Source organism: Sphingomonas aurea, assembly GCF_030678875.1.
In the GTDB taxonomy this organism is placed as follows: Bacteria; Pseudomonadota; Alphaproteobacteria; order Sphingomonadales; family Sphingomonadaceae; genus Sphingomonas; species Sphingomonas aurea.
Window position 1 is genome coordinate 381,320 of sequence record NZ_JAUUDS010000001.1, and the last position, 17,899, is coordinate 399,218.

The 17,899-nt window shown below is 69.7% G+C and carries 17 protein-coding genes; 16 read left to right on the forward strand and 1 reads right to left on the reverse strand.

Annotated features, from left to right (window positions below; translation table 11 throughout):
- Positions 1-116 precede the first annotated feature (116 nt).
- The 6 genes from Q5H91_RS01955 (at position 117) to Q5H91_RS01980 (ending at position 6,852) form a co-directional block, all read left to right on the forward strand.
- Positions 117-626, forward strand: a complete 510-nt coding sequence (locus tag Q5H91_RS01955; RefSeq protein WP_305171539.1) for a response regulator transcription factor — start codon at positions 117-119, stop codon at positions 624-626.
- Positions 627-689: 63 nt separating this feature from the next.
- The gene (locus Q5H91_RS01960; RefSeq protein ID WP_305171540.1) at positions 690-1,058 is read left to right on the forward strand and encodes a hypothetical protein; all 369 of its coding nucleotides are present in this window, start codon (positions 690-692) and stop codon (positions 1,056-1,058) included.
- An 11-nt stretch (positions 1,059-1,069) separates the two neighbouring features.
- Entirely contained in the window at positions 1,070-1,609 is a 540-nt protein-coding gene (locus tag Q5H91_RS01965; protein WP_305171541.1) for a hypothetical protein, read from the forward strand.
- A 167-nt stretch (positions 1,610-1,776) separates the two neighbouring features.
- A complete protein-coding gene (locus Q5H91_RS01970; protein ID WP_305172349.1) occupies positions 1,777-2,133 on the forward strand; it encodes a JAB domain-containing protein in 357 nt (118 codons plus the stop codon).
- Positions 2,134-2,302: 169 nt separating this feature from the next.
- Complete coding sequence (locus tag Q5H91_RS01975) at positions 2,303-3,946, forward strand: beta-helix domain-containing protein (RefSeq protein WP_305171542.1); 1,644 nt, start codon at positions 2,303-2,305, stop codon at positions 3,944-3,946.
- Between the two features lie 95 nt (positions 3,947-4,041).
- Positions 4,042-6,852: a TonB-dependent receptor domain-containing protein gene (locus Q5H91_RS01980; protein ID WP_305171543.1), complete on the forward strand. Its 2,811-nt coding sequence runs from the start codon at positions 4,042-4,044 to the stop codon at positions 6,850-6,852.
- Here Q5H91_RS01980 and Q5H91_RS01985 read toward each other — a convergent pair.
- Entirely contained in the window at positions 6,849-7,514 is a 666-nt protein-coding gene (locus Q5H91_RS01985; protein ID WP_305171544.1) for a prolyl hydroxylase family protein, read from the reverse strand. The two genes, Q5H91_RS01980 and Q5H91_RS01985, sit on opposite strands and share 4 nt — an antisense overlap.
- 127 nt (positions 7,515-7,641) lie before the next feature.
- Here Q5H91_RS01985 and Q5H91_RS01990 point away from each other — a divergent pair, with 127 nt between their 5' ends.
- From Q5H91_RS01990 to gspL, 10 genes are all read left to right on the forward strand, one after another.
- On the forward strand, positions 7,642-8,493 hold the full coding sequence (locus Q5H91_RS01990) for a type II secretion system protein N (RefSeq protein WP_305171545.1): 852 nt from the start codon (positions 7,642-7,644) through the stop codon (positions 8,491-8,493).
- The gene (gspD, locus tag Q5H91_RS01995; RefSeq protein ID WP_305172350.1) at positions 8,493-10,733 is read left to right on the forward strand and encodes a type II secretion system secretin GspD; all 2,241 of its coding nucleotides are present in this window, start codon (positions 8,493-8,495) and stop codon (positions 10,731-10,733) included. Before Q5H91_RS01990 ends, gspD begins: the two co-directional genes overlap by 1 nt.
- Positions 10,730-12,361: a GspE/PulE family protein gene (locus Q5H91_RS02000; protein WP_305171546.1), complete on the forward strand. Its 1,632-nt coding sequence runs from the start codon at positions 10,730-10,732 to the stop codon at positions 12,359-12,361. Before gspD ends, Q5H91_RS02000 begins: the two co-directional genes overlap by 4 nt.
- Positions 12,354-13,577 carry a type II secretion system inner membrane protein GspF gene (gene gspF, locus Q5H91_RS02005; RefSeq protein WP_305171547.1) on the forward strand — a complete coding sequence of 408 codons (1,224 nt, stop codon included), beginning with the start codon at positions 12,354-12,356 and terminating at the stop codon, positions 13,575-13,577. The genes Q5H91_RS02000 and gspF overlap by 8 nt, the downstream gene beginning before the upstream one ends.
- A gap of 19 nt (positions 13,578-13,596) precedes the next feature.
- Positions 13,597-14,040, forward strand: coding sequence for a type II secretion system major pseudopilin GspG (gene gspG, locus Q5H91_RS02010; RefSeq protein WP_305171548.1), 444 nt, complete (start codon positions 13,597-13,599; stop codon positions 14,038-14,040).
- 131 nt (positions 14,041-14,171) lie between these two features.
- Entirely contained in the window at positions 14,172-14,687 is a 516-nt protein-coding gene (locus tag Q5H91_RS02015; RefSeq protein ID WP_305171549.1) for a GspH/FimT family pseudopilin, read from the forward strand.
- The gene (gene gspI / locus Q5H91_RS02020; RefSeq protein ID WP_305171550.1) at positions 14,677-15,123 is read left to right on the forward strand and encodes a type II secretion system minor pseudopilin GspI; all 447 of its coding nucleotides are present in this window, start codon (positions 14,677-14,679) and stop codon (positions 15,121-15,123) included. Before Q5H91_RS02015 ends, gspI begins: the two co-directional genes overlap by 11 nt.
- Positions 15,124-15,173: 50 nt before the next feature.
- On the forward strand, positions 15,174-15,824 hold the full coding sequence (gspJ, locus tag Q5H91_RS02025; RefSeq protein ID WP_305171551.1) for a type II secretion system minor pseudopilin GspJ: 651 nt from the start codon (positions 15,174-15,176) through the stop codon (positions 15,822-15,824).
- On the forward strand, positions 15,814-16,803 hold the full coding sequence (gene gspK, locus Q5H91_RS02030) for a type II secretion system minor pseudopilin GspK (RefSeq protein ID WP_305171552.1): 990 nt from the start codon (positions 15,814-15,816) through the stop codon (positions 16,801-16,803). Before gspJ ends, gspK begins: the two co-directional genes overlap by 11 nt.
- Positions 16,800-17,897 (forward strand): type II secretion system protein GspL, encoded by a 1,098-nt coding sequence (gspL, locus tag Q5H91_RS02035; RefSeq protein WP_305171553.1) that lies wholly within the window; start codon positions 16,800-16,802, stop codon positions 17,895-17,897. The genes gspK and gspL overlap by 4 nt, the downstream gene beginning before the upstream one ends.
- Positions 17,898-17,899: the final 2 nt, after the last annotated feature.

Sequence of the window (17,899 nt, forward strand, 5' to 3'; positions counted from 1 at the left end):
AAGCGTGTCCGCCCGTCTGTCCGCAATCACCCGCGGTGGCAATCCCGCGCGAAGTTCCTCCGATCCGGATGATTCTCTGCCTGCGGGAAGGGGGCACCCGCCGCTAGGCGCGCGGCATGGCCGATCCGCTGTCCGTCTTGAGCCCCCGCCAGCTGCAATGCCTGCGGCTGGTGGGACAGGGGCTGGAGGCCAAGGAGATCGGCCGCGCGCTCGGCATCTCCGACATGACCGTCAAGAACCACCTGAGCGCCGCGCGCACCGCGCTGGGCGTCGCGCGCAGCATCGACGCGGCGCGGCTGGTGGCGAAGGCCGAGATGGAGGCTGCGGCGGGGGCGACTGGTACTCGGGGTACTAGTACCCCGCCGGGGATAGCCGACCGGTCCTATCTGAACGACCCACCGCCGGGCCGGTCGGAGGACGAGCGGGAGGTCGACGGGGTCGGCGACAGTGGCGGTTTGACGTCACTGCCGCTTCACCCGTCGCTCCCGCTGCCGTTTCCGACGCGAAGGGGGCAACGGAACGAACTGGGTATCGGGGCCAGGCTGGCCATCGTCGTCGCGCTGACCGTGCTGCTGATCGCGGCGGTCGGCTTCTTCGTCGAGGCGAGCCGCGGGCTGCGGTTCTAGCGCGCACCGTCAACCTCCGCCTCTGCGCCGCTCCTTCGCCGGCGTATCTGGAGTTCGACGCGCATGACCACCATCGCCCCCGCCGCCGCCTACAAGATCGCCACTCGCCTGAAGACGCTGGAGCAGGAGATCGACCTCGCTGCCCGCTCCAGCGCCCGCCTGCCGGCCGACCTGCTCGATGAGCTGGCCCGCGCCGGCGCCGCTCCGATCGAGGGGCAGCGGATGCTCGACGCCGCTGCCGAGACCTTCGCCGCGCTGGTCGAGGCACGCGGCAAGGTCGCCCGCACCCATGGCCTGCTCCTCGCCTATGCCAAGGAGCAGGGGCTGACCGAGGCGTATGGCGACCAGTTCCCCTGTCAACAGTTCGTCAAGGGACTGGCCGAAGCCGCCGCACAGGCAGCCGGAGCCGACGTCGTCCGCATCGCCGCCTGAACGGCCGGCGCTTGACGGGGCCGCCAACCGGTGGTCCCGTCGGCGTCATGGCGCATGTCCTGTTCTTCTATGCCCTGCTGCTCCTCGCGACCGGCACCGCCTTCCGCTTCGGCGGCGGGCCCGAGCGTGCGGTGGCGACGATCCTGCTGGCGGCGACGGCGGCGACCTGGGCCGTCGCGATCGCCGGGCGCGGCTATTACGACCGCCAGTTCCATGGCGGGCTGGAGCTTGGCATATTGGCGGTCGACGCGGCGCTGGTCGTGGCGCTCACCGGCGTGGCGCTGCTCGCGGACCGGTTCTGGCCGCTATGGATGACGGCCATCCACGCGTTCGGGCTGATCGGCCATGTCGCCAAGGCGCTGGCGCCCGACATACTGCCCAACGTGTACCAGGCCGCACATGGTTTCTCGGCCTATCCGGGGCTGATCCTGCTGATCGTGGCCACGCACTGGCACCGGCGGCGGATGCGGGAGGAGGGGGGCGACAGGTCCTGGTCGATCTCCTGGCCGTCACCAACTCGGCGCTGGCCGGCGAACGCGCGGATCGGCTGATCGCCCGCTTCGGCGGGGTCGCGCCGGCACTGGCGGCCGCGCCGGACGAGCTGCGCCTGCTGCTGGGCGAGGCTGCCGCAATCCACGTCGCGGCGCATCGCCGCGCGCTGCTATGGACGCTGCGCGAAGCGGCGGTCGCCCGTCCGCTGCTGACCACCCGTTTCGAGCTGCTCGACTATCTGCGTCACGCGATGGCGTTCGACCCCGTCGAGCAGCTGCGCGCCTTCTTCGTCAACACCCGCCGCGAGTTGATCGCCGAGGAGCAGATCGCGCGCGGCGGACCCAGCGGCGTCTCGGTCGAGCCGCGCCAGGTTCTCGTCCGTGCGCTGGCGCTGGGAGCGACCGGCGTGATCCTGGTCCATAATCACCCCAGTGGCGACCCTATGCCCAGCCCTGCGGACCGGCGCTTCACCCGGCGGCTGGCCACGGCGGGCGAGTGCCTGGGCATCCAGCTGCACGATCACCTGATCGTCGCGCGCGGCGGCACCCACGCGATCGAGGTGACCGCGCTGCCTGCCGCGTGATCTCTCCTTCGGCTGTCACCGAACCGTAACGTCATCGTCACGAACATGACGCCGATCTCGCATCGAACCGTCATGCAACGTCCCTAACGCCCCTCTCGAGATCGGCAGGGGGACCCGAGTCGATCGCGGGCCAAGTGCCCGAACCACCACGACCGACCGGGAGTTACCGATGTCCAGCTTTTCGCGCACCACCCGCCTGCTCATGGCGGGCACCGCCTGCATGCTTCTTGCCTCTTGCGGGGGTGCGGATGACATCGCGTCGCCGGGTGCCGGCACGATCGGCGTCGTCATCAACCAGCCGGCCCCCACGCCGACCCCGACCGCCGCACCCACTCCGGCCGCACTGACGGCGGCGCAGTTCGCTACGGCGACGACCGTCAACAATATCAGCGTGACTGCCGACGAGCAGCTGGCGCTGGTGAATGCCGGCAGCAACAATGTCGTCAACGGCTTCGGCACGACGCTGAACGGCGTCTATCCGATCAGCGGCGCTTCGCTGGCGACCGCCAGCAACCCGCAGACGGTGCTGGGCAACAGCAGCTTCATCCAGAACACCAGCTATGTCGGCGCGCTGAGCGGGCCGAACGACAACAGCTTCTCGGGCTGGACCTGCAGCTCGACGGCGGCGACCTTCCTGAACAGTGCGGCCTGCTCGGCAGTGCCGTCGGTCGGCTCGGGCGGGTCGGCGGCTTCGTGCCCGACCGGCACGACTGACGACGGCATCCTGACCGCAGGCTCGACCAACACCGGCTTCCGCATCTGCCGCCTGCCGCAGGTCATCACCACCAGCCTGACGCTGCCGAAGATCGCCGGCGTCGTCTATCGCTTCCGCGGCCAGACCGAGGTGGGCGTCGACGTCGGTTCGCAGGGCGCCGATTCGGGCGTCACGCTGACGATCGCGCCGGGCGTGGTGCTGGCCGCCGACGCGACCGATTCGGCGAACGACCTGCTGCTGGTCAACCGCGGCAGCCGCATCAGCGCGGTCGGCACCGCCGATGCGCCGATCATCTTCACCTCGCAGCAGAACCTGTTCAGCAACGGCGTGTCCGATGCGACCCAGGGCCAGTGGGGCGGCGTGATCCTGCTCGGCCGTGCGCCGACCGCCGTCTGCGCGACCGGCACCGGCCCGAACACCGCGGGCGGTACCAGCACCACCTGCCAGGCGCAGATCGAGGGCGTCGGCAACCGCTTCTACGGCGGTACCACCCAGGCCGATAATTCGGGCACGCTGCAATATGTCCAGATCCGCTACACCGGCATCGCGATCAGCGAGGGCAATGAGCTGCAGGGCCTGACCCTGGGCGGTACCGGCTCGGGCACGACGATCGACCACGTCCAGAGCCACAACTCGTCGGACGATGGCGTCGAGATCTTCGGCGGCACCACCAACCTGAAGTATTTCGTCGTGACCGGCGCCGACGACGACGGCTTCGACGTCGACAATGGCTGGCGCGGGTACATGCAGTTCATCATCGCCGCGCAGAAGGCGTCCGGCTCTACCGCGGACTCGTTCGCGACCGAGATCGACTCGAACAATGCCGAGGATCTGCTGCCGCGCACCTTCGGCCGCTACGCCAACTTCACCTTCATCCAGACCAACTCGGCGCCGTCGGCGATCCGCCTGCGCGGCGGTGCGGACTTCGCCTTCGTCAACGGCATCGTGAAGACGGTGACCGGCGCGACCTGCCTGAACATCATCGCCGGCGAGACGGTGAACGGCCAGCGGACCACCGTGCGTGCGGCGGACCAGAGCCTGCAGGACGTCGGGCCGCCGACCTTCAACTCGGTCTATTTCCAGTGCCAGGGCCGCTGAGGCCCGGCCAGCACTGATGACGACCACGGGCCGGGGGAGTGCGCGATCGCGCCGCCCCGGCCCGTTCACATGATCCTCGCTTCGAAGGCTCCGCCATGCGCCAGCGCACCGTCTATTCATCCCTCCTGCTGCTGACGACCACGCTGGTCGCACCGGCCGCGCTGGCGCAGGTCGCGCCGGGTTCCGCCACCGCTACGCCGGCGCCGCCGCCGGTCAGCACGCCGTCGACCGGCCAGACGCCGGGTGCCGCCGATCCCGCGACCGATCCCGCCGCGACCGAAGAACAGGTCGAGGTGTCCGCCCCCGGTGTCGACGCCAGCGCGGGCGAGGACATCGTCGTCGTCGGCCGCAACATCCCCAATACCGTCCGCTCGACCGCGCAGATCATCAGCGTCCTGTCGAGCGCCGACATCGCACGCACCGGCGAGGGCGACATCGCCGGCGCCCTGACCCGCGTCACCGGCCTGTCGGTGGTCGGCAACGGCTTCGTCTTCGTACGCGGGCTGGGCGATCGTTACTCCTCGGCGCTCCTCAACGGATCGCCCCTGCCGAGCCCGGAGCCGCTGCGCCGCAGCGTGCCGCTCGACATCTTCCCGACCGCGATCATCGGCTCGGCACTGGTCCAGAAGACCTATTCGGCCAACTACCCCGGCGAATTCGGCGGCGGCGTCATCAACCTGACGACCAAGGCGATCCCGGACGAGAATTTCTTCACCGTCGGCGCCTCCGGCTCGGTCGACACCCAGTCGACCGGCCATCTCGGCTACACCTATTACGGCTCGACCACCGACTGGCTGGGCTATGACGGCGGCGAGCGCAACGTGCCCGGCTTCATCAAGGCGGCCCCGACCGGCACCGGCATCATTCCGACCGCGCAGGTCGCGCAGCTGTCGAACGCGCGCACCACGCTCCTCCAGCGCAACCGCGACATTCCCGGCAACTATGCCGGCGAGATGAGCCTGGGTATCACCGGCGATGCCGGCGCGGTCCGGCTGGGCATGATCGCGACCGGCAACGTATCGAACACCTTCCGCACGCGCGACGTGACGCAGCAGGACACGGTCACCAACGCCGGTGCGCTGCGCAACGATTTCCGCACCCTCATCACGGACAACCGCGCGGTGGTGAACGGCCTGCTCGGCTTCGGTGCGGAGTTCGGCGAGAACCGCATCCGCTGGACCAACGTCTATATCCACGACACGCTGAAGCAGGCGCGCGGGGCCGCGGCGACCGTCTACAACAATTCGTCGGGCGACCCGCTCTTCCAGCAGAACACCAGCTGGTTCGAGCGGCAGCTGGTCGAGACGCAGCTGGTCGGCGAGTTCAAGCCGACCGATAACCTGTCGGTCGACCTGCGTGGCGCCTATGCCAATTCGCGCCGCAACGCGCCCTATGAGCGTCAGTTCACCTATGTCTGCGCGCCGGAGGGATCGCTGAACATCACCGTCACCGATCCGGTGGCGGGCTCCGGCGTCAACTGCCGCACCGCCTATCAGGCGACCAACGCGTTCGGCCGCTTCGCCACCGTCGTCTTCAGCGAGTTGGACGAGAACCTCTACTCGGGCCAGGCGGACGTCGCCTACAAGATCCCGGGCGAGCGGCCCTTCACTCTGTCGGGCGGCTATTACTACTCGCAAAGCGAGCGCACCTCGATCCGCCTGCCGTTCGCCTATCAGACGCGGACCGGCGGGGCGATCCCGTTCCCCTGCAACCTGTTCCGCCCCGACTATCTGCTGTCGCCGGACGTGCTGAACGGCTGCGCGGTGTCGGGCGGCAATGTCGCGGACAATTCGGTCCAGCTGCGCTTCGACGCTGGGCAGAACGGCTCCTACGCCTATGATGCCAAGCTGCTGGTCCATGCCGGCTATGTCCAGGCCGAGGCGGAGGCGACCGATGGCCTGCGCGCGACGATCGGCGTCCGCTACGAGACGGCGAAGGAGACGGTCGATCCGATCAACGCGATCGGTACCCGGCTGAATAACGATTATTTCCTGCCGGCCGCCACGCTGACGTGGAATTTCGCGGAGAACATGCAGCTGCGCTTCGCCGCCGCCAAGACGATCGCTCGTCCGCAGTTCCGCGAGCTCGCGCCGCAGCTGTACCAGGATTTCGACAGCGATCGCCTTTTCCTGGGCAATTCGCGCCTGCGCGACAGCGAGCTTTACAATCTCGAGGCGCGCTACGAGTGGTTCTTCGCGCGTGACCAGCGCATCACCGCCGCCGGTTTCTACAAGCGGATCGATCGCCCGACCGAGCAGGTCGGCTTCTTCCCCACGCTCGATTCGCGTCTCCAGACCGGCTTCACCTATCTGCCGCGCGCCGTGCTGTGGGGCGGCGAGTTCGAGCTTCAGAAATATTTCGACCTGGACGGCCTGGGCGACGCGCTGATCGGCAAGCGCGCGCTGATCGTGGCCAACTACACCTATACCCAGTCCAAGATCACCGCGGACGGCCAGTGCGTGCCCGGCCCACTGGAGGGAACGACGCTGGGCGGCTGCGCGGCCAATTTCCAGCCGGCCAACACGCTGTTCCGCGACGGCGCGCCGCTGACTGGCCAGTCGGATCACCTGGTCAATCTCCAGCTCGGGTTCGAGGACAAGGAGAACAAGGCGCAGGTGACAGCGCTGTTCAGCTATGCCAGCGACCGCGTCACCAATCGCGGCCCCTCGCTGCCGAGTGGCGTGGGTTTCCAGCCCGACATCATCGAGCGGCCCGGCATCCGCCTCGACCTCGTCGCCCGGCAGGAGATCGAGCTGGTCGGCCAAAAGGTCGAGATCAAGGCCGAGGCGCGCAACCTGACCGGCACCAGCTATCGCGAGTTCCAGACGTTCGAGAATTCGACCGTCTTCATCAACCGCTACAAGCTCGGTCGCGTGTACAGCCTGGGCGCGAGCGTACGCTTCTAACCCCAGGGCCGCTCGCGGTACCATTTGGTGATGACGTACTTCACCCCGCCGCGCACCTTCATTCCCTGATGGAGCGTGGCGGGGTTGAGCGTGCCGTCGGGTCGGCGATTGTTCCAGCAGACCAGCTTTCCCGTTTCGGGCTGGATGATCTTGTCGACCGCCTTGAACCGGGTCGCACCGCCGGCCTCGGGTTCGTTGAGGTAGACCATCACCGTCCAGGTGCGGTTGCCGGCGACGCTGCAATAGCGATCGTAATCGATGCCACGGGGCTCGAAATAGTCGGTATGTGCCTTGAACTCCTGCCCGATCGCGTAGCGTTGACCCTGGAGCGGCTCGCCATGCGCCGGGTCGAGGCCGGTGAAGGCGCGGAGCAGCGCCTCCGTTTCCATCACCGCCGGGTCATCGGCGGCGAGGTCGCCGGTCTCGCTGGTCCGATACGCGGCGTCGCCATTGGTGTCGGCGATGGTCGAGGGGCGGCGGACCGCGTCGATCCGCTCGACCAACCGGGCGCACAGGCCAGCGGGCAGGAAGCCGCGGCGCACGAACAGCGTCAGCTTGGGACTGGGGATGCGCTGGACGCCGGGGTGGCTGAGGATATGGGCGACGATCGCGTCGCCATCGATGCCCGAGCCCAGGTCGGGCGTGGAGGAAAGGCTGGCCATGGCCCCATGGTGCCAGCATCGTGCCCGCGGCGGAAACCATCTTTTCGTTCGGCACGCCCCGACTTCGCTGATACATGGGGCGAAAGGGCTTGGTTAATGGCGGTAGAGCGGGCGGAATGGTGACTCGATGCGATTGAAGCTCGACCCGCGCGCGCGCCGGCTGATCGCCCGGCTGCCGGTCGTGAACGTCTACTCGATCGCGGAACTGGCGCTGATGGCCGGGCTGGCGGTGCAGGTCGCGCGACTGATCTGGGTGATCGCCACGCCGGTGGGGCCGGTGGGGGACTGGCGCCCGGCGGGTGTCACCGTGCCCGGCTCGCCCGTCGAGCTGCTGACCGGCTTCGACCCCTTCTTCCGCCTGCAACAGGCGCAGACCGCGCCGACCAACGTCACCAACCTGCAACTCACCGTCTTCGGCATCCGCCTCGACGAGGCGACCGGGCGGGGATCGGCGATCGTCGCCGGGCCGGACGGTGTGCAGCAGAGCGTCGCCGTCGGCGAGGAGATCCAGCCCGGCGTACGCCTGAAATCGGTGGCGTTCGATCACATTACCCTCGATCGCGGCGGCGCCAGCGAGGATCTGTTCCTCGACCAGTCCGGACAGGCGGGCGCGCCGCCGGGCGGGGCGCCGACGGGTGCGCCCATCCCCGGTGGTCCGCCCCCGGGCGCCGCGCCGGCCGGAAGCGGCGGCATCCAGGTCGGTCAGCTGCGCCAGGAGATCGGCTTCATCCCGCGGCTTGACAATGGCCGGGTCAGCGGACTGGTCGTCCGGCCGCAGGGGTCGGGCGACGCGTTCAGAAGGGCGGGCCTGCGCGAGGGCGACGTCGTCACCTCGATCGGCGGCCGCCCGGTCACCGGACCCAGCGACCTCGACCGCGTCGCCAGCGAGAATGCGGGCGGCGGCAATGTTTCCATCACGGTAGAGCGCGGACAGGACACGCTGCCCCTCACCATTACGATAGCGGCTCCCAATCGATGATGCGTACTTCCTTCTCCCTGTCCGCCGCCGTCATGGCGGTCGCCGCAGTCGCGCCCGTCGCGGCGCAGACGACGCTCAACGTCCGCGACGCGGACATCCGCGCCTTCATCGCCGACGCCGCGCGGGTGACCGGGAGGACCTTCATCGTCGACGCGCGGGTCGCCGGGAAGGTGACGGTCGTCACCGACCGGCCGCTGTCGCGCTCCGAATATTTCGAGGTGTTCCTGTCGACGCTGCGTGCCAATGGCCTCGTCGCGGTGCCGACCGGGAACGGCGTGCTGCGCATCCAGCCGATCGACAACGCCGCCTCGCAGCCCAGCCGGATCGGGTCGGCCGGGGCGCAGCGCAACAGCTTCGTGACCGAGATCGTGCGCCTGCGCTCGATCGACGCGGCCAGCGCGGTCGAGACGGTGCGTCCGCTGGTCAGCGCGCAAGGGGCGGTCACCGCCAATCGCGGCGGCAACAGCATCGTCGTCGTCGACTTCGCCGACAATATCCGCCGCATCCGCGAGGTGCTGCGCCGGGTCGATGCCGATGGCTCGTCGACCCGCATCGTGACGCTGCGCAACGCCTCTGCCCGCGAGGTCGCGACCGCGCTCCAGGCGCTGGCCGGTGGCGGAACGGCACCGGGCGGCACCGGTGGCGCGGCCACCGCCGGTGGCAGCGGCGTGTCGGTCGTCGCGATCGAGAGTTCCAATTCGGTCGGCCTGCGCGGCGATCAGGCGAGCGTCGCGCGCCTCGCCGCCGTCGCCGCCGACCTCGACCGCAAGGCCAAGAGCGGCACCGAGATCCGCGTCGTCTTCCTCGAAAACGCCGATGCCGAGCAGCTGCTCCCCGTCCTCCAGCGCCTCGTTGGACAGACCCCGGACCCGGTGCAGGAGACGACGCTGTCGCGCGGCAGTTTCCAGACGACCAACTCGACGACGGGCAGCTCCAGCGGCCAGATCACGCCACAGATCATTCAGCCGGCGACGCAGGTGTCGAGCGGCGGTGGTGGTGGATCGACCACCGCGAACGGGCAGCAGGCGCCGATCTCCTCGGCGGGCAGCCGTACCCAGGCGGTCGTCACCCGCTTCACCGGCGCCAACGCCATCGTCATCGCCGCCCCCGCCGATATCCAGCGCCAGCTGGCCGAAGTGACGCGCCAGCTCGACACACGGCGCGAGCAGGTGCTGATCGAGGCGATCATCGCCGAGGTTTCGGACTCCACCGTCAAACGGCTGGGCGCGCAGTTCCTGCTCGGCAATCTGTCGGGCGGGGCGTTCGCGGCGTCGACCTACACCAATACCGCGCCCAACATTCTCCAGATCGCCGGCGCCGTCGGCGCGCGTGAGATCGGCGGGACGACCACCACTGTCGTCGCGGCGGACGGGACGCGCACCACGACGAACACCAACAATGCCGCAGCCGATACGCTGACCCAGTCGGCGATCAGCTCGATCATCGGCACCGCCGGCGGCTTCGCGGGCTGGGGCGGCAAGGTCGGCGACACGATCTTCGGCGCGATCATCAACGCGGTGAAGAGCGACAATACCTCGAACCTGCTCCAGGTGCCGCACATCATCACGCTCGACAACCAGCAGGCGCACAGCCTGGTCGGGCAGGAAATCCCGGTCACCACCGGGCAGGCGCTGTCGAACAATTTCGACAATGCCTTCCGCACCGTGCAGCGCCAGAATGTCGGCATCCAGCTCGACGTGAAGCCGCAGGTGAATGCGGGTGGCTCCTTGAAACTCTATGTGCGGCTGGAGGTCAGCTCGATCGCCGGGCCGGTCTCGACCAGCAACCAGGAGCTGATCCTGAACAAGCGCGCGTTCGAGAACGTGTTCACCCCCGACGACGGGCAGATTACCGTCATCGGCGGGCTGCTCGACGATGCGGAGCGGCGGACGATCGAGAAGATCCCGGTGCTCGGCGACATCCCCGTGCTCGGCAACCTGTTCCGGTCCAAGGCGCGCAGCCGGACCAAGACCAACCTGATGGTCTTCATCCGCCCCACCATTCTGCGCACGCCCGCCGACAGCCGCCGTGTGACCGAGCAGCGTTATGGCTATCTGCGCGCGACGCAGGGCTATGCGCAGCCGGGTGTCGAGCCCTCGATCGACCAGCTGGTCCGCGATTACATGAACGCCGCGCCGCCGATCCCGTCCTCTCCTATGCCCGGCAATATCGAGGACCCGAACATCGCCGTGCCGACCCAGGGTCAGCCGAGCATGTCGATCCGGCCGGAGCGGAAATGAAGATCGCGACCGGCGACCAGACGATCCCGCCGCCGCCCCCGGCAGAGGGCGATCGGGCGATCGTGCCGCAACTGACGCTCCCCTATGGTTTCGCGCGCAAATACGGCGTCGCGGTGCGGCCGGGCGAGCCCGATGCGCCGCTGACCGTCGCGCTGCGCGAGGGTGCAGATCCGCGCGCGCTGATCGAGGCGCGCCGCGTCCTCGCCCGCCCGTTCGACATCGCGGTGATCGACGCATCCGCGTTCGAGCGCCTGCTGTCTGACGCCTATGCGATGGATGGCCAGGCCAATGCGCTCGCCGCGGTCGGCATGGGCAACGAGCTGGACATGCTGGCGGACGGCATTCCGACCGCCGAGGACCTGCTCGACACCGCCGACGATGCGCCGGCCATCCGCCTCATCAACGGCATCATCGCCGACGCCGCGCGCAACGGCGTGTCGGACATTCATATCGAGCCCTATGAAACCGGCCTTGTCGTGCGGATGCGCATCGACGGCGTGCTGCGCGAGACGCTCAGGATGCCGCCACACGTCGCGCCGGTGGTGGTCAGCCGCGTCAAGGTGATGGCGCGGCTCGACATCGCCGAGCGGCGCGTGCCGCAGGATGGGCGCATGGGGCTGACGCTGGGCGGCAAGCTGCTCGACGTGCGCGTCTCGACGCTGCCGAGCCGCGCGGGCGAGCGGGTGGTGCTGCGTATCCTCGACAAGGAGAATGCCGGCATCGACCTGGAGGCGCTGGGGCTGACGCCGTCGATGTACGCGCTGCTGAAGGGTGCGCTCGCCGAACCCAACGGCATCATCCTGGTCACCGGCCCGACCGGTTCGGGCAAGACGACCAGCCTCTATGCGGCGCTGCGCCTGCTAAACGACGGCAGTCGCAACATCCTGACGGTCGAAGACCCGGTCGAATACGCGGTCGAGGGTGTCGGCCAGACGCAGGTCAATGCCAAGGTCGGGCTGACCTTTGCCGCGGGCTTGCGAGCGATCCTGCGCCAGGACCCGGACGTGGTGATGATCGGCGAAATCCGCGACCGCGAGACGGCCGAGATCGCGGTGCAGGCGTCGCTGACCGGGCATCTGGTGCTCTCCACCGTCCATACCAACGACGCGGTCGGCGCGATCACCCGGATGCGTGACATGAAAGTCGAGCCGTTCCTGCTCGCCTCGACGTTGCGCGCGGTGATCGCGCAGCGGCTGGTGCGACGGCTCTGCCCCAATTGCCGCCGTCCGGTGCCCGCCCGTTCGACCGTCGCGGGGCTTAAGGTGCGTGCCGGCGACACGCTGGCGACGCTGCTCGGCATTCCCGACGACGCGACGATCTACGAGGCGGCGGGCTGCGACCAGTGCAGCCATACCGGCTTCAAGGGGCGGATCGGGGTGTTCGAGGCGGTGCGGGTGGACGACACGATCCGCCGCCTCATCAACGAGGGCGGCGACGAGGCGGCAATTTCCGCGCATGCCTTTGCCCGCACCCCCAACCTCGCCGCGGCAGCGCGCGATCTGGTGATCGCTGGCCAGACGACGCCCGAAGAGGCGATCCGCGTGTCGCGTCGCGACGCGACCGAAACCGAGGAAGCCGAGCCGGTGCCGGTCGACGTGGAGCGGCGCGCGTTGCCGATCGATGGCTGATTTCGACTATCTGGCGATCGACACCCGCGGCAACGAACGCCGCGGCCATGTCGCCGCCGCCGACATCGACGCCGCGCGCACGACGCTCGACCGCCAGCGGCTCTACGTCGTCCGGATCGAGCCGGGCGCGCCGCCGGTCGCGCGTGGGCGGCCGCTGTTCGGGCTGCAGCTCGGCCGGCCGCGCATGTCGGGCAAGCAGCTGACCCTGTTCACCCGCCAGCTGGCGACGCTCAACCGCGTCTCGCCGCTGGAGGAATCGCTGCGCACGATCACCCGCCAGACCGAGCAGGAGCGGGTGCAGGCGATCGTCCGCACCGTCCATGCCGGGGTTGTCGAGGGACGGCGGCTGGCCGATGCGATGGCGCGCGAGCCGAAGAGCTTCCCGCCGCTCTACCGCGCGATGGTCGCGGCGGGCGAGAGTTCGGGGACGCTGCCGACCATCCTCGACCGGCTGGCGGCCCTGCTGGAACGGCAGGCGGAGATCCGCGGCAAGCTCATCACCGCGCTCGCCTATCCCGCGATCCTCGCGGTGGTGGCGCTGGGCGTGGTGACCGCGCTGATGATGTTCGTGGTGCCGCAGGTGGTCGAGCAGTTCGACACGGTCGGGCAGCAGCTGCCGCTCCTCACCCGCATGGTCATTGCGCTGTCCGATTTCCTGGTCGGCTGGTGGTGGGTGATGCTGATCGCGGCCGTGCTGCTCGGCCTCGCGACGTGGCGGCTGCTGAAGGATCCGGGCATCCGGCTGTCGTTCGACACCGGCCTGCTCCGCATGCCGCTGATCGGGCGGCTGCTGCGCGACCTGCACGCGGCGCGGATGGCGCGGACGCTCGGCACGATGGTCGCCAGTCGGCTGCCGCTGCTGGAGGGGCTGACTCTGACCGCCGGTACGATCCACAACCGTCGCCTGCGCGTCGCGTCCGACGAGATCGTCGATGCGATCCGCGGCGGTGGCAGCCTGTCGGCGGCGATGCGGCGGGCGGGCGTCTTCCCGCCGCTCCTGACCTATCTGGCCGCCAGCGGCGAGGCGGCGGGGCGGCTCGACGAGATGCTGGAGCGCGCCGCCGACTATCTGGAGCGCGAGTTCGACCGCTTCACCGCGACCGCCCTGTCGCTGCTGGAGCCGGCGATCATCGTCGTGATGGGAGGCATCGTCGCCACCATCGTGCTATCGATCCTGCTGCCCATCCTCCAGCTCAACACGCTGGCGGGCGGGTGACACGCGAATGAGAGGTTTCATGCGTACCGATTTGGAAAAGCGTCGTAAACGGGAGGCCGGCTTTACGCTGGTGGAGCTGATGGTCGTGATCGTCATCATCGGCCTGCTGGCGACGATCGTCGCGCTGAACGTCCTGCCCTCCGGCGATACCGCGCGCATCCAGAAGGCGAAGGCCGATATCGCGCAGATCGAGGGCGGGTTGGAACTCTTCAAGCTCCAGAACATCAACTACCCAACCACCGCCCAAGGCCTTCAAGCACTGGTAACCCGCCCCGATGGCCTTGCCGATCCCAGCCGTTACCAGACCGGCGGCTATCTGAAGCGTCTGCCCAAGGACCCTTGGGGCAACGCCTATCTCTACGCCTCGCCCGGCCAGCACGGCGAGGCCGATGTCTGGACCTACGGGGCCGATGGCAAGGAAGGCGGCGAGGGGATCAACGCCGATATCGGCAGCTGGCAGTAAGGTGACCGCGCCACTCTCCCTCCATCGTCATCCCTGCGCAAGCGGGGATCCATACACGCCGTCGTCCGCGATCGTCCGGAACGTCAGCGCGTCTGGATCCCCGCCTGCGTGGGGATGACGGGAGGGGGACGATGCCCGCCGAACGCGGCTCCATGCCCGAGAGCCGTTCCGCCGAACGCGGCTTCACCCCCGTGAGGCGTTCCGCCGAACACGGCTTCACTTTGGTCGAGCTGATGGTCGTCATTACCGTGATCGGCCTTGCCGCCGCGATCGCGGCGTTCAACATGCCCGACTCGCGCGGGCGGGTGTTCGACGAGGGGCTGCGCTTCGCCGCCCGCGTCCGCGCCGCGCGTGACATCGCAGTCGTAGAAGCGCGACCGGTGAGCCTGTGGGTGACGACCGGCGGCTATGGCTTCGAGCGCCGCATCGCCGGGCGCTGGAGCCCGGTCGCCGACAAGCCGCTGCGGGTCGAGCGCTGGAACGAGGGCACGCGCGCCACCATCCCCGATCCCAGCGGCCGGGTGCGCCTGACCTTCGATCCCACCGGGATCGCCGATCGGGGCCTCGACCTGCAATTGTCGCGCAGCGGCGTCGACGCGCTGGTCCGCGTGGGCGCCGACGGAGAGGTCCGCACCGATGCGCAATAGGGCCGATGCGGGCTTCACCCTGATCGAGATCATGGTCGCGCTCGCCGTATTCAGTCTCGCCGTGCTCGCCCTGGTCCGGCTGGAAAGCGCGACCGCGCGTGGCGCCGGGCTGATCGACGAGACGACGGTGGCGCAACTCGTCGCCCGCAACGTCGCGGTCGAGGCGCTGACCGAGGCCCAGCCGCCCGCGCCCGGGCTGACGACGGGATCGGAGGCGAATGGCGGGCGCAGCTGGAACTGGACGCGGCAGGTGTCGTCGGCCGGCGACGCGCGGGTGATGCGGGTGGATGTGGCGGTGTCCAACCTCGCCGGGCAGCAGGTCGGCCGCATCACCATGATCCGCCCACCGTCCGCGGCGGCGGGTCAGACGACGCCGGTACCGGGGGCGACGCCGACGCCGACGCCTACCGCGACCCCTCCCGCGGGCGGCCGCTGATGGCTTGCGTCCGCCCGGTAGACCGATCCGCCGAACACGGCTTCACGCCCGTGAGGCGTTCCGCCGAACACGGCTTCACGCCCTTGAGGCGATCCGCCGAACACGGCTTCACGCTGGTCGAAGTGATGGTCGCGCTGATGATTTTCGGCATGATCGCCGCCGCCGGCGTCGCGATCCTGTCGTTCAGCATCCGCGCGCAGGCCGCCTCGGGCGCGCGGCTGGACGAGGGCGCGGCGCTCGCGCGGACGCTGTCGGTCCTGTCCGCCGACCTGGCGCAGGCGGTGGCTCGGCCGACCCGCGACGAGGGCGGCATCCTTCGCCCCGCTTTCATCGGCGAGCCGACCAGCCTGCTGCTGGTTCGCGGCGGCTGGACCAACATCGATGCCGCGCCGCGCGCCGGCGAGCAGAAGGTGGCATGGACCGTCGACGGCGAAAATCTGGTGCGGACCGGCTTTCCCCGGCTCGACGGCGCGGCGCCGCTGCCGCCGACGCCGATGCTGCCGGGGGTGCGGGCGCTGGTGATGCGCTATCGCTATGGCGGCGCGTGGAGCGACCGCTGGGACGGCGCCTCGGGCGTCGCACTGCCCCAGGCGATCGAGGTGCGGCTGGTCCGCAGCAATGGCGCGCAGTACCGCGCGATGTTCCTGGTCGGCACCGGCTATGCCGCGAACGCCCCTGCGCAGACCGGCAATGCGACCTGATCCCCGCCCGCCGGAACGTGCCGGGGAGCGGGGTGCGGCGCTGCTGACCGTGCTGATGCTGGTCGCGGTCATCGCAGTGATGGCGGGCGCCGGGCTGGAGAAGCTGCGCCTGTCGACACGACTGGCCGGCAACGCCGCCGCGGTCGAGCAGGCTCGTGCCTATGCCGTGGCGGCAGAGGCGCTGGCGATGGTCCGGGTCGGCGACCTGCTGTCGCAGAGCAACCAACGGGTCACCCTGCTCGGCGACTGGAGCGGGCGACCGTTCGGCCTGCCGCTGCCCGGCGGCGGCGTCGCGACGGCACGGGTCAGCGATGGCGGCAACTGCTTCAACCTCAACAGCCTGGCGCTACAGGTGACGCCAGGCGTCTATGCGACCAATTTCGGCGCGCGGGTGCAGTTCACCCGGCTGCTGCGGCTGATCGGCATCCCCGCGCAGGTTGCCGAGCAGGTCGCGGGCAGCACCGCCGACTGGATCGACACCGACGACGAGCAGCAGGTCAGCGGTGCCGAGGACGCACGCTATACCGGCCAGCAGCTGCCATACCGCACCGGCGGCACGCTGATGGCCGATCGCAGCGAGCTGCGCGCGGTGGCGGGGATGACGCCCGAACTCTACACGCAGATCCGCCCCTGGGTCTGCACACTGCCGACCGTCTCGCCGGCGCGGATCAACGTCAACACGCTGCTGCCCGAGCGGGCGCCGCTCCTCGCCATGCTGGCGCCCGACACCGTGTCGGTCGAGGCGGCGCGCCAGCAGCTGCTGCGTCGGCCGCTCCAAGGCTGGAGCGATCCAGCCGCGGTGTGGACCGGCATGACCGCGCCGATCGAGGCGGGGCAGCAGACGGCGGTCACCACCGGCTGGTTCGATCTGGCCATCGACGTGTCGCTGCCGGGCGCTCAGGTGGAAGAACATGCGCTGATCGACGCGACAAGGCTTCCCGTCGGGCTCGTGTCGCGGCAATGGGGGGAGGAGACATGACGACCCTGCTGTTCCTTCCGCCCGGCCTGCCGGACCCCGACGCACCCGTGGGGCTGCGCTGGATGCGCTTCGGCGACACCGGCATGCTGGCGCGCGGCGAGGGGACACCGCCCGAGGGTGACCGCGTCGTCGCGGTCGCGCCCGCTGATGCGGTGACGCTGCACTGGGCGGATTTGCCCGGCCGCTCGGTCGCACAGGCAACTGCCGCCGCGCGCATCCTCGCCGCCGAGGCGAGCGCAGCGACGACAGGCGAACTCCATGTGGCGGTCGGCGAGGGCGGGGCCGGATCGCCCGATCGTCCGATCGCGGTGGTAGGGGCCGCGGCCATGCGCGAGTGGCTGGCGATGCTCGCTGCCGCGGGGGTCGATCCGATCGCGCTGGTGCCCGCGCCGATGCTGCTGCCGCAGCCCGACGAGGGGTATTACCGCGCCACTGTCGGCGGCGTCGGCGTCATCCGCGGCCGTACCAGCGGCTTTGCCGACGAGGCGCAACTGACCGAGCTGGTCACCGCCGGCGCACCCGTCAAGCCGCTGGTCCGCGACCCGCTGGAGCGCGCGCTCGCCGCCGCTGCCGCCGCGCCGGTGCTCGACCTGCGCCAGGGCGCGTTCGCGCGGCGCCGCAAGCTGGCGATCGACTGGCGACTGATCCGCCGGCTGGCCATGTATGGCGGCGCGATCCTGCTCGTCTCCTTCGCGATCTCGCTGGTGCGGCTGGCGAAGTACGACGTCGCCGCCGACACGGTGAACGCCCGCGCCGACGCGCTCGCCGCCACGGGCCTGCCGCGTGGCGAGACGCTGACCGATCCCGACCGCCAGCTCGACGAGCGCGGACGGCGGGTGATCGGGCCGGGGCTGGGCTTCACCACCACCACCGCGGCCGCCTTTGCGGCGATCCGCAGCGTGCCGGGGACGGAAGTGACCGCGATCGACTTCACCGACACCGGCGAGCTGCGCCTGACCGTCGCAACGGAACGCGAGGCGCTGGCCACCGACCTCAAGAACGCGCTGGAGGCCGCCGGCTTCCGCGTCCGCGCCAGCGTGTTCCAGTCGAACGGTGGCCGGGTGACCGGCGAGCTGACGGTCAGCCGGCGATGAGG